The organism is Paraburkholderia acidipaludis NBRC 101816 (assembly GCF_000684975.1).
Classification (GTDB): domain Bacteria; phylum Pseudomonadota; class Gammaproteobacteria; order Burkholderiales; family Burkholderiaceae; genus Paraburkholderia; species Paraburkholderia acidipaludis.
The window spans coordinates 1-14114 of sequence record NZ_BAXZ01000024.1 but is presented as its reverse complement, the minus strand read 5'-3'; the positions used below and the strand labels follow the sequence as shown (position 1 = coordinate 14114).

Annotated in this window: 15 protein-coding genes; 10 read left to right on the top strand and 5 right to left on the bottom strand. The window is 67.0% G+C overall.

What is annotated here, in order from left to right; translation table 11 throughout:
- Nucleotides 1–80 precede the first annotated feature (80 nt).
- Nucleotides 81–971, top strand: a complete 891-nt coding sequence (locus tag BAC01S_RS23790) for a LysR family transcriptional regulator (protein WP_027797014.1) — start codon at nt 81–83, stop codon at nt 969–971.
- A gap of 54 nt (nt 972–1025) precedes the next feature.
- Here the strand turns inward: BAC01S_RS23790 and BAC01S_RS23785 are convergent, their stop codons facing one another.
- A complete protein-coding gene (locus BAC01S_RS23785) occupies nt 1026–2414 on the bottom strand; it encodes a dihydrolipoyl dehydrogenase (RefSeq protein WP_027797013.1) in 1389 nt (462 codons plus the stop codon).
- A 392-nt stretch (nt 2415–2806) separates the two neighbouring features.
- Nucleotides 2807–3550 (bottom strand): hypothetical protein, encoded by a 744-nt coding sequence (locus BAC01S_RS23770; RefSeq protein WP_052408829.1) that lies wholly within the window; start codon nt 3548–3550, stop codon nt 2807–2809.
- Nucleotides 3551–3858: 308 nt separating this feature from the next.
- On the opposite strand from BAC01S_RS23770, the gene BAC01S_RS23765 reads away from it, so the two are divergent.
- A complete protein-coding gene (locus BAC01S_RS23765; RefSeq protein WP_043203517.1) occupies nt 3859–4467 on the top strand; it encodes a helix-turn-helix transcriptional regulator in 609 nt (202 codons plus the stop codon).
- 22 nt (nt 4468–4489) lie between these two features.
- On the opposite strand, the gene BAC01S_RS23760 is transcribed toward BAC01S_RS23765, so the two are convergent.
- Nucleotides 4490–4738 (bottom strand): hypothetical protein, encoded by a 249-nt coding sequence (locus BAC01S_RS23760; RefSeq protein WP_027797010.1) that lies wholly within the window; start codon nt 4736–4738, stop codon nt 4490–4492.
- A gap of 218 nt (nt 4739–4956) precedes the next feature.
- Here BAC01S_RS23760 and BAC01S_RS23755 point away from each other — a divergent pair, with 218 nt between their 5' ends.
- The 7 genes from BAC01S_RS23755 (at nt 4957) to BAC01S_RS23725 (ending at nt 11699) form a co-directional block, all read left to right on the top strand.
- Nucleotides 4957–5916, top strand: a complete 960-nt coding sequence (locus tag BAC01S_RS23755) for a 4-hydroxyproline epimerase (RefSeq protein ID WP_281175946.1) — start codon at nt 4957–4959, stop codon at nt 5914–5916.
- Nucleotides 5916–7079, top strand: coding sequence for an NAD(P)/FAD-dependent oxidoreductase (locus tag BAC01S_RS23750; RefSeq protein WP_043203515.1), 1164 nt, complete (start codon nt 5916–5918; stop codon nt 7077–7079). The genes BAC01S_RS23755 and BAC01S_RS23750 overlap by 1 nt, the downstream gene beginning before the upstream one ends.
- Nucleotides 7072–7338 carry a (2Fe-2S)-binding protein gene (locus BAC01S_RS23745; protein WP_027797007.1) on the top strand — a complete coding sequence of 89 codons (267 nt, stop codon included), beginning with the start codon at nt 7072–7074 and terminating at the stop codon, nt 7336–7338. Before BAC01S_RS23750 ends, BAC01S_RS23745 begins: the two co-directional genes overlap by 8 nt.
- Nucleotides 7335–8615, top strand: a complete 1281-nt coding sequence (locus BAC01S_RS23740) for an NAD(P)/FAD-dependent oxidoreductase (protein ID WP_027797006.1) — start codon at nt 7335–7337, stop codon at nt 8613–8615. Before BAC01S_RS23745 ends, BAC01S_RS23740 begins: the two co-directional genes overlap by 4 nt.
- 108 nt (nt 8616–8723) lie before the next feature.
- Nucleotides 8724–9509 (top strand): AraC family transcriptional regulator, encoded by a 786-nt coding sequence (locus BAC01S_RS23735; protein WP_027797005.1) that lies wholly within the window; start codon nt 8724–8726, stop codon nt 9507–9509.
- Between the two features lie 169 nt (nt 9510–9678).
- Nucleotides 9679–10599, top strand: coding sequence for a dihydrodipicolinate synthase family protein (locus BAC01S_RS23730; protein ID WP_027797004.1), 921 nt, complete (start codon nt 9679–9681; stop codon nt 10597–10599).
- An 83-nt stretch (nt 10600–10682) separates the two neighbouring features.
- Nucleotides 10683–11699, top strand: a complete 1017-nt coding sequence (locus tag BAC01S_RS23725) for an Ldh family oxidoreductase (RefSeq protein WP_027797003.1) — start codon at nt 10683–10685, stop codon at nt 11697–11699.
- Between the two features lie 39 nt (nt 11700–11738).
- On the opposite strand, the gene BAC01S_RS32380 is transcribed toward BAC01S_RS23725, so the two are convergent.
- Entirely contained in the window at nt 11739–12662 is a 924-nt protein-coding gene (locus BAC01S_RS32380) for a DMT family transporter (protein ID WP_043203512.1), read from the bottom strand.
- A gap of 137 nt (nt 12663–12799) precedes the next feature.
- On the opposite strand from BAC01S_RS32380, the gene BAC01S_RS23715 reads away from it, so the two are divergent.
- A complete protein-coding gene (locus tag BAC01S_RS23715) occupies nt 12800–13738 on the top strand; it encodes a LysR family transcriptional regulator (protein WP_027797002.1) in 939 nt (312 codons plus the stop codon).
- Here the strand turns inward: BAC01S_RS23715 and BAC01S_RS32375 are convergent.
- Complete coding sequence (locus BAC01S_RS32375; protein ID WP_043203464.1) at nt 13696–13956, bottom strand: DUF4148 domain-containing protein; 261 nt, start codon at nt 13954–13956, stop codon at nt 13696–13698. The two genes, BAC01S_RS23715 and BAC01S_RS32375, sit on opposite strands and share 43 nt — an antisense overlap.
- Between the last annotated feature and the right edge of the window lie 158 nt (nt 13957–14114).

Sequence of the window (14114 nt, the reverse complement as noted above, 5' to 3'; positions counted from 1 at the left end):
GTGGCCGCGTCACGTGGATCATGCCAAAAGTGCTCATAATGGCGGCACGTTTCGCAGTATTGATTCTCTGGAGGAATGCCGTGGATCGGTTTCACGAACTGAGCGCCTTCATTGCCGTCGTGGAGGCGGGCGGCTTTTCCGCCGCTGCGCGCAGGACCGGCGAGTCGCAGTCGGCCATCAGCAAGGCCATCGGCGCCCTGGAAAAGCGCCTTGGCGTCGTGCTGTTCAACCGCAGCACGCGCAGCGTGACCCTGACCGATCAGGGGCAGCGGTACTACGATCGGGCCAAGCCGCTCGTGGACGAGATGGAGGAAGTGGATGGAGAACTCGCGAGCAGCACACTCGAAGCCGGGGGACTCGTCCGGATCGCCGCGGCTTCGACCTTCGGCCGCCTGCATGTCGTTCCGTTGATACCCGAGCTGTTGTCGCGCCACCCTGGCCTGCAAGTGGATCTGATCCTTTCCGACTTCGTGCGCGACATGGTGGAAGACCGGATCGATCTGGCGATTCGCGTGGGCCCCGTCGACGAACCGGATGCGGTGGTCAAGTCCATCGCCAGCACCCCGCTCGTGTGCGTCGGGTCCCGCAGCTATTTCGAGCGATACGGCATACCCCACACCCCCGCGGACCTCGCCGGCCACAACTGTCTTTTATACGGAGGCCTGATGGAATCGGTCAACTGGCCGTTTGTCGGGCCGGAAGGGCGATTCAGCGTGGCCGTTCACGGCAATCTTTCGTCCAACAGCGTCGAAACGATTCGGGCCAGCGTGCTGGCCGGGGTGGGAATCGGCCTGTTCACGAAAGCCTCTCTTGCCGAGGAACTCCAGCATCCGGACGTCGTCACGGTCCTCGACGACTTCATCCGCGACAGCCGGGACGTGAGCCTCGTCTGGCCGAAGCGCCGGTTCGTGCCGGCGCGCTTGCGCCGCGTAACCGAGTTTTTCGCCGAGGCGCTTCCGCCCCGCGTTTAGGCGAGGGCGGGAGCCGACCCATCCGGCCTTTTCGTGTCGGGAAGCGGCCGAGGCCTATGCCGCGAGCTTCGCCGCCGCATCCCGAAGCGCCGTGCGCAGCCCTTCCTCGACGACGGGGTGATAGAACGGCATCGCCAGCATCGCATCGACGGTCAGGCCCATCTGCAGGCTCCACGCGAGCAGGTGGCCGATGTGCTCGGCCGACGGGCCCAACATCTCCGCGCCAACGAAGCGCCGTGTCGCGCGATCGACGTACACGTGCGCCCACCCCTGGTTTTTCAGCATCACGCGGCTGCGCCCCTGGTCCTCGAAGCTCACTTCGCCGGTCACGAAACTGCCCTCGGGCAGTTCGCGATGCCGTGCACCCACGAGGGCGATTTGCGGGTCGGAGAACACGACCGCGAGCGGCGCCCGGCGCTCTATTTTCGCCACGTCGGGATAGCGCGCCGCATTGCGGCCTGCCGCGCGGCCTTCGTCGGCGGCTTCGTGCAGGAGCGGCAGGACGCCGTTCACATCGCCCGCGATAAACACCGGATGCTGGCCCACTTGCAGCGTGTCCGCGTCGAAGCGGGGGATGCCGTGCTTGTCGAGCTCGATCGACGTGTTCTCGAGTCCGAGGCCATGGACGTTGGGTTGCCTGCCGGTGGCCGCCAGAACATATTCGTAGCTATCCTCAGTAACGGTTCCGTCGGGACGGCGATAGCGCAGCTTCACGCCGTCGTCGACGCGCGTTGCGCTCAGCATAGTGCCGCTCGGCTCGAAATGGAACGCCTCGCCGAAAATCGCGCGCGCCGCTTCCACGAGCTTCGGGTCGGTCAGCTGGCCGATGCTGCCGCGTCCGCCGTACACGCTCACGCGCACGCCGAGCCGTGCGAGCGCCTGCCCGAGTTCGAGGCCGATCACGCCGGGGCCCATCACCGCGACGCTACGCGGCAGGGTCGTCCACTCGAACACGTCGTCGTTGACCACCACGCGGTCGCCAAGCCCGTTCAGCACCTCCGGCACCACGGGCTTCGAGCCCGTTGCGATCACCACGCGCCCGGCGAGCACCCGCGTGTGGTCGCCCACCTGCAGCAGGCGGTCGTCGACGAAATGCGCATATCCCACCAGCCGGTCCTCTGCCGGCAGCGCTTCCACGCCCTCCACCACGAAGCCGACGAAACGGTCCCGCTCGCGGCGCACGCGCGCCATCACCGCCTCGCCATCGACCTGCACGCCGGCTACGTCGATGCCGAACGGGGCCGCGTGGCTTGCCGCGTGCGCCGCCTCGGCAGCCGCGATCAGCAGCTTGGACGGCATGCAGCCCACGCGCGCGCAGGTCGTGCCATAGGGGCCGCCTTCGATGATCACCGCGGTGGCGCCTTCCGCACGGGCCGCGCGATAGGCGCTCAGCCCCGCGGTGCCCGCGCCGATGATGGCGACGTCTTTCTGTATGGTGCGCATGGCGCAATCCCTCTTTGAGTGGCAGGACGTGACCGACGGGCTTCACGCGATTTCGCGGCGCGCCATTCATCACGGCATGGAGGCAGTGTAGAAAAAGCGCGCCCGCCAATGAATGCCACGGCGACGCAATATCCTGCTCGAACGTCTCATTCGGCCGGGGGGCGTTATGACGCGATGGTCACACCGGAAACCGCGCGATCGTCTCGCGTACCTACTGCAGCACGGCGCCGAGCGCATCCAGGTCGGGTCCGTTCGTGCGCGCCGGCACCGGCAGAAGGGCGAGTTTCCGCGCCTGCGCAGGACGGTCCGAGGTGCAGGCAAGCGGGTGGCGACGGTGGCGAGCGCCGTAATGACACTGCGCGGAGAGCATGCGTTAGGACGGTAGCCGCATGTCAATGCAGAGGCGCGGCGAGGCGCGCGACCCGGCGCAGCTGGCGCGGCAGCACGATGTACATGCTCCAGATCACGAGGAGCATCGCGCGAAGCCCATCCTCGACATGATGCGGCAGCACCACGATCAGCTCGGCAATCAGCAGGCTGCCCGGTACGGACCACAGATAGGTGGTCAGGCCGAGCAGGGTTGCGTGCCAGAGACCGAGCCGCTCGGGCCCGGGCAACGCGTGCGCGGCCAGCCCGCCGCGAACCATGTAGCCCGAGAGCGGCAGGCTCAGGAGCACGTAGACCAGAACGGCCGCCACGAGCGGCAGCGCCATGATGACGCCCGGCACGATGGCCGCTAGTGCCGTTGCGCCCGACGGGGTCAGCGCCGTCGAGAGCTTCATGAGCGGTGCGGCCAGCTTCAAATCCAGGGAGTGGTACCCGACCAGAAGGGCGAGGCAGAGCAGCGCGCTGGCGAGCCACTGGCGCCAGGCGCAGGACCACCATACGTAGAAGCGCCGCCCGAAGCTCATGCTCCGGGGGAGACGGAACAGAGGCCGCCGGTCCGTGAGCGCGGCAACGCCGGCCATCAGAACAAAGAGGCCCGCCGCGAGAGCCAGCACGTAGAGATTCCACGGAAAGAATCCGGCGTGATGACCGGCGACCGCCGGCACCGGCTGGGGCACGGAGAAGCTCTGCAAATGCCGGGCGATATATTCCGAGGGGTCGAGCGCCTGTGCCGATCCGTTTGTGCTCATGTCGCCTCCCTGTTGAAGGAAACGCAACAGTAAAAAACGCAGCAACGCCGCAGCGCGAGGAGGTTGCGGTCGTCTTGACGGAAGCCTGGCAGATTATGCGGCGTTCGCCACGGACGTTAGCATTTTAGAATTCCTCATTTGAATGTCCAGTACATTCGGTCCCCTAAGCAGGTTGAACAAGACGTCGCGGCCGGCTGGATCGTGCTGTATTCTGTTTGTATCAGGCCCCTTGTGCCCGCCGTGTGCGTCGGGCGCCGGCGCCAGATGCGCTGCCTGATTCCGTCATGCACGAGAGCATCCAGACCGCCATGAAGCGTGAATCTTCGCTGGAACTCGTCATTACTTCGGCGCAGTTTGCGCCGGACGCCACCTTTCTCGTGGACGAGCGGGGACACATACGCCACGTGAGCGACGCCTGTCGGGAGATATTCGGCTATGCGCCGTCCGACTTCATCGATCAACAGATTATCGACTTCGTCGTTCCCGCCGATCAGGACGCAACGCTCAGGGAAGCGCGGGAGGTGCTGGCGGGCCGCAAGCGGGTGGGCTTCGAGAACCGCTATCGCCACAAGGATGGCAGCGACGTCTACGTCACCTGGTCGGCGCGCTGGCTCGAACACGAGCGGTTGCGCATAGGGGTGGCGCGCGACGTGACGGAATTCAGGCGCGGTGTCACGGGCGTACCGGCCCTGTTGGCCCAGCTTGCGCCCCACGAGCGCAAGGTCCTCGCGATGCTGCTGACGGAGGCGACGGAGAAGCAGATTGCCGAGCGGCTAGGGCTGGCCGTTTCGACCACGCATTCGTATATCACCGGGATTTTTCGCAAATACGGCGTGCGTGGCCGCGCCGGCCTGATGAGTCTGTGGCTGAAGCACCTTTCCACAGGCGTCTGGCCTTCGGACAGGGGCCAGGTATAGCGGCAGAGGCGTGCCTCGCCGATTATGTCTGGACTGCTACAGACAATGCGTGCAGGCGTTCCAGCAGATGCATCAGACGGACGCGGTGCGGCGGAAGCAGGTCCGGTGCGGCCAGCAGGTGCTGCACGCGCTCCAGCCAGTAACGTTGCCCGAAGATTGCGCACGCACCCTCGACGGTCAGGACCCGCTCCAGATGGGCGATGGCCGCGTCGGCGGTCTGCGCGCAATACGGCACCTTCTCTGCTGCCGCCTCCATCGTCCGCGTTTTCATGTGGTTCTCTCAGGTTGTTATGTTTCTTTCGACGCTTTACGGCCCGGTGTAATGGCTGCTGACTGCCCTTGCTTACAAATATCCTATCGAAGCGGGTCAGCCCGTCATACCCTGCTAATCAGAGGGATGACGCGGGGTTCATTTCCGGCTTCGCTATGCGGAAATCGTCATCGCGGGCAACGCAATCGACCAAGACGGCCGCGAGGGCGGGACCTACGATTAGCGGCATGAAAACGCTAACCGTAATCGATTCCCACACCGGCGGCGAGCCCACGCGGCTCGTGACCGAAGGCGGCCCCGATCTCGGCCGCGGCCCGCTCGACGAGCGGCTCGACATTTTCCGCCGCGAGTACGACCGCGTGCGTGCCGGTGTCGTCAACGAGCCGCGCGGTTCGGACGTGCTGGTTGGCGCGCTGCTCTGCGAACCCCACGACCCGGGGTGTTCGGCGGGCGTGATCTTCTTCAACAACGTGGGCTTTCTCGGCATGTGCGGCCACGGCACGATCGGTCTTGTCGCGTCGCTGGCGCATCTCGGGCGCATCCAGCCCGGCGTGCACCGCATCGAAACGCCCGTGGGCGTGGTCGAGGCCGAACTGCACGCGGACCGCAGCGTGACGGTGCGCAACGTGCCGGCTTACCGGTATCGCAAGGCCGTGCCGCTCGACGTGCCCGGCCTTGGGCGCGTGCATGGCGATATTGCGTGGGGCGGCAACTGGTTCTTTCTCGTGGCGGACCACGGTCTGCCGCTCGAAGCGGCCAACGTCGAATCGTTGACCGATGCCACGTGGCGCATCCGGCAGGCGCTGGAAGCGAACGGCATCACGGGCGAGGGCGGCGCGCTCATCGACCATATCGAACTTTTCGCCGAACCGGCGCGCGCCGATGTCGACAGCCGCAACTTCGTGCTGTGCCCCGGCAAGGCCTACGACCGTTCGCCGTGCGGAACCGGCACGAGCGCGAAGGTGGCCTGCCTCGCGCTCGACGGCGCGCTCGCGCCGGGCGAGACGTGGCGCCAGGAAAGCATTATCGGCAGCGTGTTCGAGGCGTGCTACGAAACGGATCCGGCGCTGCCGGCGGGTTACGTGCGACCGGTCATTCGCGGCACGGCACACGTGAACGCCGAGTCGAAGCTGATCTTCGGCGAGGACGATCCTTTCGCGTGGGGCATCCGCGCGTGATGAAAGCGCCCGGCACGCATCCGGACGTCGTGGTGGTCGGCGCGGGTATTGTCGGCGCGGCGTGCGCTCACGAGCTTGCGCAGCTGGGCGCCGACGTGCTCGTCGTCGACCGCGCCGGCGCGGGCAGCGGCGTGACGGCGGCGGGCATGGGGCACCTTGTCGTGATGGACGATACGCCGGCGGAATTTGCTCTCTCCGCCTGGTCGCGCTCGTTGTGGCACGTGCTGGCGCCGCAGCTCGACGCGCGGCATGCCTTCATTCGTTGCGGCACGCTCTGGGTTGCTGCGGACGACGAAGAGTATGCGCTCGCCAGGACGCGTCAGCAGGCGCTCTCCGATCAGGGCGTGGCGTGCGCCATGCTGGACGAGCAGGCGCTGCGCGAAGCGGAGCCGCATCTGCGCGCAGGCTTGCGAGGCGGCATGATCGTGCCCGACGATGCGGCCGTCTATGCGCCGACGGTTTGCACTCACCTGCTTGCGCAGCCCGGGCCGGGCCGTATCGTGTGCCGCTTCGATACGGCAGTGGCGCGCGTGGCGCGCACCGGGGTCTTGCTGGCGAGCGGTGAAACGGTTGCAGCGGGCGCGGTCTTGCTCGCCAACGGCCTTCAGGCATCCGAATTGTTGCCGGGGCTGCCGCTGCAGGCAAAGAAAGGACACCTGCTCATCACCGACCGCTACCCCGGCACAGTGAGGCACCAGATTCTCGAACTCGGCTATATCAAGAGCGCGCACAACGCGAGCGGCACGTCGGTGGCGTTCAATGTGCAGCCGCGCCCCACGGGGCAATTGCTGATCGGCTCGTCGCGACAGTTCGACAACGACGATCCGGCGGTGGAGCCCGCGATTCTCGCGCGCATGCTGCGGCGCGCCGCCGAGTACCTGCCGCAACTGCCGTCCCTGAACGGAATCCGCGCGTGGACAGGCATGCGCCCCGCAACCCGCGATGGCATGCCCCTGATCGGACCGGCCGCCCCGTTCGCACCGGTCGATGCGCACCCCTCGACATGGCTCGCCGCCGGGCACGAGGGCCTTGGCGTCACTACGGCGCTTGCCACGGCCAAGCTCATTGCCGCCCAGATGCTGAATGCGGGGCAGGGCCTGCCGATCGATGCCACGCCCTACCTGCCCGCCCGCTTCGCGACCAGGGAGGCATTCCGTGTCTGAGATCGTGACGCTTACTGTCGATGGAAAGCGGGTGGACGTGGCTGCAGGCAGTTCGGTGGTGGCCGCCATTGCGATCGCCGACGGGGCTCGGCGCTGCGTTACGCGGCGCTCGGTGGGCGGCGCATTGCGCGGGCCGCTCTGCGGCATGGGCGTGTGCCAGGAGTGCCGCGTCACGATCGACGGCACGCCGCATCAGTTGGCATGCCAAACCGTTTGCGCGCTCGGCATGGAAGTCGTGACCGGGAGCGCGGGCCAATGAAATTCGACATTCTCGTATTGGGCGCCGGGCCCGCGGGCCTGAATGCGGCGCGTGTGGCGGCCGAAGCGGGCGCGAGCGTGGGCGTGGTGGACGACAATGCGAAACCTGGCGGCCAGATCTGGCGCCAGGGGCCGCGCCATGCGCCCAATCGCGACGCGCGTGCGTTGCTGGACCCGCTCGCGCAGCGCGCCAACGTGACTTACCTCGGTGCCACACGCGTCGTGCAGGCGCTTGCGGGGCGCGAGTTGCTCGTGCAGGACGCGCGGCGTGGTTTCAGAATCGGCTATGGCAAGCTGATTCTGGCCACCGGTGCGCGTGAACGGTTCATTCCGTATCCCGGCTGGACCTTGCCCGGCGTTACCGGCGCGGGCGGCTTGCAGGCGCTCGTGAAAGCCGGCATGCCGGTGAGGGGCGAACGCATCGTGATCGCAGGCACCGGGCCGTTGCTGCTCGCTGCCGCCGTTACGGCGCACGAGCAGGGTGCGCGCGTGCTGGCCGTCGTCGAGCAGGCCGATGCCCGGCGTGTGGCGCGCTTCGCGCTGGGCCTCGTGTCGACTCCGGCCAAACTCGCGCAGGCCATGCGCATGCGCGCCGCCTTGCGCGCCACGCCGTACTGGTGCGGCGCACACGTTGTCGAAGCCGGCGGGGAAACCCAGTTGACGCATGTGCTCGTGCGCAGGGGCGGCGCGATCGAGCGCATCGAATGCAATCGCCTTGCCTGCGCCTACGGGCTGGTTCCGAATACGCTCGTGGGCGCCGCGCTTGGTTGCCAAATCGAAGACGGCGCGGGCGGGGCCGCGCTTGCCGTCGACGCTTGGCAGGCGACATCGGTAGCCGATGTTTATGCGGCCGGCGAATGCACGGGCGTGGGGGGCATGGAGCTCTCGGCCGTCGAAGGCCGGATCGCGGCCCATGCCGCGCTCGGCGAACGCGAAAAGGCTGGCGCGCTCGTCGCGACGCGCGAACGCTATCGGCGCTTCGCCGCGCGCCTCGACGCCGCGTTTGCGCTGGATCCGCAGTTGAAAACGCTCGCCACGCCCGACACCTTGCTGTGCCGCTGCGAAGACGTCTCGTTCGGCGAGGCCGCGCAGCACCGTTCCTGGCGCGACGCGAAGCTGCAGACGCGTTGCGGGATGGGCGCATGCCAGGGCAAGGTCTGCGGGGAGGCGGCGGCGTTCTGCTTCGGCTGGCAAGGGGCGGGACAGCGCCCGCCTTTCGCGCCCGCGCGCATCGGCACGCTGCTTGAAGCCGAAGCTGAGGCCGAAGCCGGCACCTGAATCTCGACGCACGGGCGGCTCCAAAGCCCGCGCCTGATGGAATTGCCGATGCGCAAGCGTTCGCAAGACCGGCATAATCGGTCCGGTTCCGACTCGCCCGACCAAGCCATGCCCGATCTGGTTTTGCCCGCCGCCGCGGAAAACATGACGCTGCCGCAGATGGTGGCGCACTTCTCCCTGCTCGAACCGCTCTTCGACGCCATGCCCGACGTGGTCTTCTTCGTGAAGGACCACGAGGCGCGCTACGTGCTCGTCAACGCCACGCTCGCGGCCCGCTGCGCGGTGAAGGAGAAGCGCGCGATTCTCGGCAAGACGGCCGAGCAGGTCTTTCCCGCGCGTTTTGGACGCATCTACACGGAGCAGGACAAGGCCGTCGTGCGCCAGAACATCCGGCTCGTGGACCAGCTGGAGCTGCACCTGTATCCGGGCCGGCAGCCCGGCTGGTGTCTCACCTCGAAGGTTCCGCTGCACGACGCTCACGGCCGCGTGCTGGGCGTGGCCGGCATCTCGCGCGACCTGCAGGCCGCCGAGGGCACGCACCCCGCCTACCAGCGCCTCGCCATCGCGGCGAAGTACATCCAGGACAACTATGCGCAGCCGCTCAAGCTCTCGCACCTCGCCACGCTGATCGACATGTCGGTCGCGCAGATCGAGCGCTACTTCCACAAGATTTTCCACCTCACGCCGCGTCAGATGTTGCTGAAAACGCGTCTCGACGCCGCTTCGGAGATGCTGGCGGACGACCTGAGCATCACCGACGTCGCCACGCGTTGCGGCTATAACGATCACAGCGCCTTTACGCGCCAGTTCAAGGCCACCGTCGGTCTCACGCCAAGCCAGTACCGTGCCGTGCTGCAGTCGCAGCACGGCGCCGCCGATTCCCACGAGGGCTGATCCGCGCGAGACTGTGCCGCTGCTGTGCCGTTGCCGGGCCGCGACTGTGCTGATTTCGTCTCTTTGCGCCGCGATTGCCCTCAAGCCTCGCGCGATCTGGATGGCGATACTTCGTCCATGCCTCCCGCCGTAGCGTGGAGCGACACATTCAACGAAGGAGATTGTCACAGTGAGCCGTAACGCTATCCAATGGAGCGGTGTGTTTCCCGCGGTCAGTACGCAGTTGAAGCGCGATTTCTCGGTGGACATCGAGGCGACGCACCGGGTCGTGAGCAATCTCGTGAGGGATGGCGTGTCGGGCCTCGTGGTGTGCGGCACGGTGGGCGAAAACACCTCGCTCAGCACCTCCGAGAAAGTCGCCGTGATCGAAGCCGCGCGCGACGCGGCGGCCGGCAAGGTGCCCGTGATCGCCGGCATTGCCGAATTCACCACCGAATTCGCGCGGCAGACCGTGCGCGAGGCGCAGCGTGTGGGCGTGGACGGCGTGATGGTCATGCCCGCGCTCGTCTATTCCGCGAAGCCGCACGAGACCGCCGCGCACTTTCGCGCCGTGGCGTCGAGCACCGACCTGCCGGTGATGGTCTACAACAATCCGCCGATCTACAAGAACGATGTCACGCCCGACGTGCTGATCGCCTTGCAGGACTGCGAAAACATCGTCTGCTTCAAGGACTCCTCAGGCGACACGCGCCGCTTCATCGACCTGCGCAACGCCGTGGGCGACCGCTTCGTGCTGTTCGCGGGACTCGACGACGTGGTGGTGGAAAGCATTGCCGTGGGCGCGCAGGGCTGGGTCTCGGGCATGTCCAACGTGTTCCCGAAGGAAGGCGAAACGCTCTTCAGGCTCGCGAAGCAAAAGCGCTTCGACGAGGCGCTCGCGCTCTATCGCTGGTTCATGCCGCTGCTGCATCTCGACGCGCGTCCCGATCTCGTTCAGTGCATCAAGCTGTGCGAAGAACTCGTGGGCCGGGGCAGCGCGCTGACGCGTCCGCCGCGGCTGGCGCTGGAAGGCGAGGCGCTCGCTCACGTGAAGGCGATTGTCGAAAAGGCGCTCGCCACGCGTCCCGCGCTGCCCGACGTCGGTCTCTGATGCGCAGCCGTGCCGGCCCGCCAGGCTCGCACGGCGCATCGACGGTGCCATCGACAACGCGATACGCCAAAGCGGAGACCCGAATGGCTGACGAAGACGCAGACGTCGTTCTTTCGCTCGACGAACTGTTTGCGCTGGCGCGCGAGGTGCTCGTGCGTCATGGCGCTTCGCCGGCGCACGCGGACGCCATCGCGCGCGTGATCGTGCAGGGCCAGCGGGACGAATGCCATTCGCACGGTATTTACCGGCTCATTGGCTGCGTGCGCTCGATCGGAAGCGGCAAAGTGGACCCGCGCGCCGAACCCACCTTGCGCGACATCGCGCCGGGCCTCTTTGCCGTCGACGCGCACTACGGTTTTTCGCTGCTGGCGTTCGAGACGGGCCTGCCGCGACTCGCCGAAAAAGCGCGTTCGCAGGGCATTGCGGCGATGGCGATCAACCACTGCTTTCACTTTTCCGCGCTATGGCCCGAAGTCGAGGCGATCGCGGCGCTGGGCCTCGTGGGCCTCGCGATGAATCCGAGCCATAGCTGGGTTGCGCCCGCGGGCGGAACGCGCCCGGTGTTCGGCACCAATCCCATCGCTTTTGCGTGGCCGCGTGCCGGGGGCTATCCCTTCGTCTTCGACTTCGCCACAAGTGCGATTGCACGCGGCGACATCGAACTGCATGCGCGCGAAGGCAAGCCGATTCCCGGGCACTGGGCCATCGATCGCGATGGCGTGCCGACGACCGACGCCCGCGCGGCGCTCGCCGGCGCGATGCAGACCTTCGGCGGGCACAAGGGCTCGGCATTGGCCGCAATGGTGGAATTGCTGGCGGGCGCGCTGATTGGCGACCTCACCAGCATGGAGTCGCAAGCCTTCGATGCCGGAGCGGGCGCCAGCCCGTGTCACGGCGAACTCGTGATCGCCATCGATCCGCGGCGTTTCCTGGGCGACGACTATCGGGCGGGAGAGGCGCGTGCCGAGCGCTTGTTTGAAGCGGTGACGGGGCAGGGCGCACGCTTGCCTTCGCAACGCCGGTTCGAAGCGCGTGCGCGCAGCGAGCGCAACGGTGTGCGCATTCCCGCGGCGCTATACCGGGACGTGATGGTGTTGTGACTGCGCACTCGATGGCCTCCTCGTGAAGCCATCAAGCCATCAAGCCGTCACGCTTTCCGGCACCGCCGCCGGCTCGCGGCGGGCGACGGCAACGAGCGAGGCCGCGACGATCAGCAGCCCGCCAAGCCATGCCGGGAGCGAGAGCCGTTCCCCGAGCCATACGCACGCAAACAGCGCGCCGAACACGGGCTCGCTGCCCATCAGGAGCGCGACGCGAGTAGGGCTGCTGCGGCGGACTGCGTAGTTCTGCACAAGAAACGCGAACAGCGTGCAGCCCGCCACGAGATAGATCACGCTGCCCCAGAACAGGCCGTGTCCGCTGAAGGCCGGCGGCGGCTGCCATTGCCCGCAGGCCACTGTCCCTGCCAGCACGAGGCAGCCGCACGAGACGGTGCCGGCCTGTACGGCCGTCAAGGTCAGGGGCGGCACGGCCCCGGCCTTCATCACGCGCTTCGCCGCACAGCTGCTCAGCGCGCGCAGCAAGGCGGCGAGCACGATCAGCGCGTCGCCCCAGCCGAACACGAAATGGCCGCCGGCCAGCAGGAACGCGCCAAGGAACGAAAGCCCCACCGCTGCCCATTCGGCGGGCCGCGGCGCACGCCCGAACCAGGCCCACTCGACGAGCGGCGTCAAGACCACGCACAGGCTGATCAGGAAGGCCGCATTCGATGCGCTCGTCGCGGCGACGCCAAAGGTCTCCGCGAGGAAGATGCCGAGCAGCAGGAGGCCCGCGCCGAACACGCCCCAGCGTTGCACCGGCCGCAGTTTCGCGAGCTTGCGCAGCGCGGGCGCGAGCAGCACGAAGGTAATGCCAAAGCGCAGGGCGAGCAGGCTTAGCACCGGGTAGACCAGTAGCGTGCCTTTGACCACGCCGTAACTGGTGCCCCAGATCAGCGCCACGGCGATCACCAGCAGGTCTGCCCAGCGGGACGACGGCGGGGACGAGGGAGAGAGTGCGTTCATGAGGATCCCTTGCGGGCTGTCGTTGAAAACGCCCACATTGTCCGACGATGCTTGTGGCGCGATAATCGGGTCTCCAGGAACATCTTTTATGTCTGGAATGCACAGATGCGTGCCCTTCTGGACGGCTCATGGCAGACATGAATCCCACCGATCTCTTTTCGTTGCTGCCGGATCTGGCCACGTTTGCCCGAGTGGTGGAGGCCGGCAATTTTTCGGTCGCCGCGCGCCAGCTCGGCAGCACGCCTTCGACCGTCAGCCGCCAGATGCAGCGCCTCGAGCGGGCGCTGGGCGCGCGGCTGCTCGAGCGCTCCACGCGCAGCATCCGGCTCACGGAGTCGGGGGCCCAGGTCTATCGGCACTGCCAGGAAATGGTGGACGCCGCTGCCAGCGCGGCGGATGCGGCCAGCCAGTCGACCGGACATCCGCAGGGCCGCGTGAGTCTGAGCGCCCCGATTTCGGTGGCGAGAAGCGTGATCCATCCGCTGATTCCGGGTTTCCTGCGCGCCTATGGGGAAGTCGAGGTCCAGCTCATTTTCACGGATCGCGAGGTCGATCCGATACGGGATCACGTCGATCTCGTCATCCGCCCGACGTCCGCGCCGCCGCCCGGGCTTGCCGCGCGGCGGCTAGGGACGGTGCGCTGGATGCCGTGCGCCTCGCCGGCGTATCTGCGCGAGCGCGGCACGCCGCTTCACCCGAAGGACCTCGCGCAGCACGATTGCCTCTATCTGGGCGAGACCGCGGACGACAACCGCTGGTCGTTCCGGCGCGGCGCCCAACGGCATACGGTGCAGGTCAGCGGGCGCTATATCGCCAACGACGTCGGGGCACGGCTCGACGCCGCGATCGATGACTGGGGAATTGCCAGCCTTCCGGAGTTCGCAGCGGCACAGGCGCTGCGCGAAGGCCGGCTGGTGGGGGTGCTGCCCGAATGGGAGTTCGAGCCGCGGGCCTATAGCGGCCCGGTCTGGATGCTCTATCCGCCAAACCGCTTTCTGCCGCCCAAGGTCCGGGCGTTGATCGACTGGCTGGCTTACTTGCCTGCTTGCGACGTGCCGCCGTTGGCGCCGCCATAAGCCGTGTTGCCGCTGTTTTGCCGGGCAACGCGCATTTCGGCTTGCGGCAGGCTGCTCGTGTAGTGCATCCAGTCGTTCGGGTTGTAGCCTGCCTGTTCGAGTTGCGCGAGCTGGTTTTCCACCTGGGCGCGGGTAACGGGCTGGCTCGTTTGGGCCAATGCGGCCATCGGAGCGGCGACGAGCAGGGTGACGGCAAGGGTGCGGATGACCAGCTTCATGGTGACTCTCTCCACGGATTATTCTGAAATGCGCTGCGTACGGTTTTGCAGCACTGTGGCGGTAGTCTGGAAGTGGCCCGAAGTACGACAAAGACCCTGGTGTGCGATTGACTGTTGCGGGTTTTGAGAGAGTTGTGCGGCGATGCGCGGCGGGGACG

Bases quoted from the DNA above. Each gene is read 5' to 3' on its own strand.
- BAC01S_RS23785 (WP_027797013.1), bottom strand. From the start codon at position 2,414: ATGCGCACCATACAGAAAGACGTCGCCATCATCGGCGCGGGCACCGCG.
- BAC01S_RS23770 (WP_052408829.1), bottom strand. From the start codon at position 3,550: ATGAGCACAAACGGATCGGCACAGGCGCTCGACCCCTCGGAATATATC.
- BAC01S_RS23765 (WP_043203517.1), top strand. From the start codon at position 3,859: ATGAAGCGTGAATCTTCGCTGGAACTCGTCATTACTTCGGCGCAGTTT.
- BAC01S_RS23760 (WP_027797010.1), bottom strand. From the start codon at position 4,738: ATGAAAACGCGGACGATGGAGGCGGCAGCAGAGAAGGTGCCGTATTGC.
- BAC01S_RS23750 (WP_043203515.1), top strand. From the start codon at position 5,916: ATGAAAGCGCCCGGCACGCATCCGGACGTCGTGGTGGTCGGCGCGGGT.
- BAC01S_RS23740 (WP_027797006.1), top strand. From the start codon at position 7,335: ATGAAATTCGACATTCTCGTATTGGGCGCCGGGCCCGCGGGCCTGAAT.
- BAC01S_RS23735 (WP_027797005.1), top strand. From the start codon at position 8,724: ATGCCCGATCTGGTTTTGCCCGCCGCCGCGGAAAACATGACGCTGCCG.
- BAC01S_RS23725 (WP_027797003.1), top strand. From the start codon at position 10,683: ATGGCTGACGAAGACGCAGACGTCGTTCTTTCGCTCGACGAACTGTTT.
- BAC01S_RS32380 (WP_043203512.1), bottom strand. From the start codon at position 12,662: ATGAACGCACTCTCTCCCTCGTCCCCGCCGTCGTCCCGCTGGGCAGAC.
- BAC01S_RS23715 (WP_027797002.1), top strand. From the start codon at position 12,800: ATGAATCCCACCGATCTCTTTTCGTTGCTGCCGGATCTGGCCACGTTT.
- BAC01S_RS32375 (WP_043203464.1), bottom strand. From the start codon at position 13,956: ATGAAGCTGGTCATCCGCACCCTTGCCGTCACCCTGCTCGTCGCCGCT.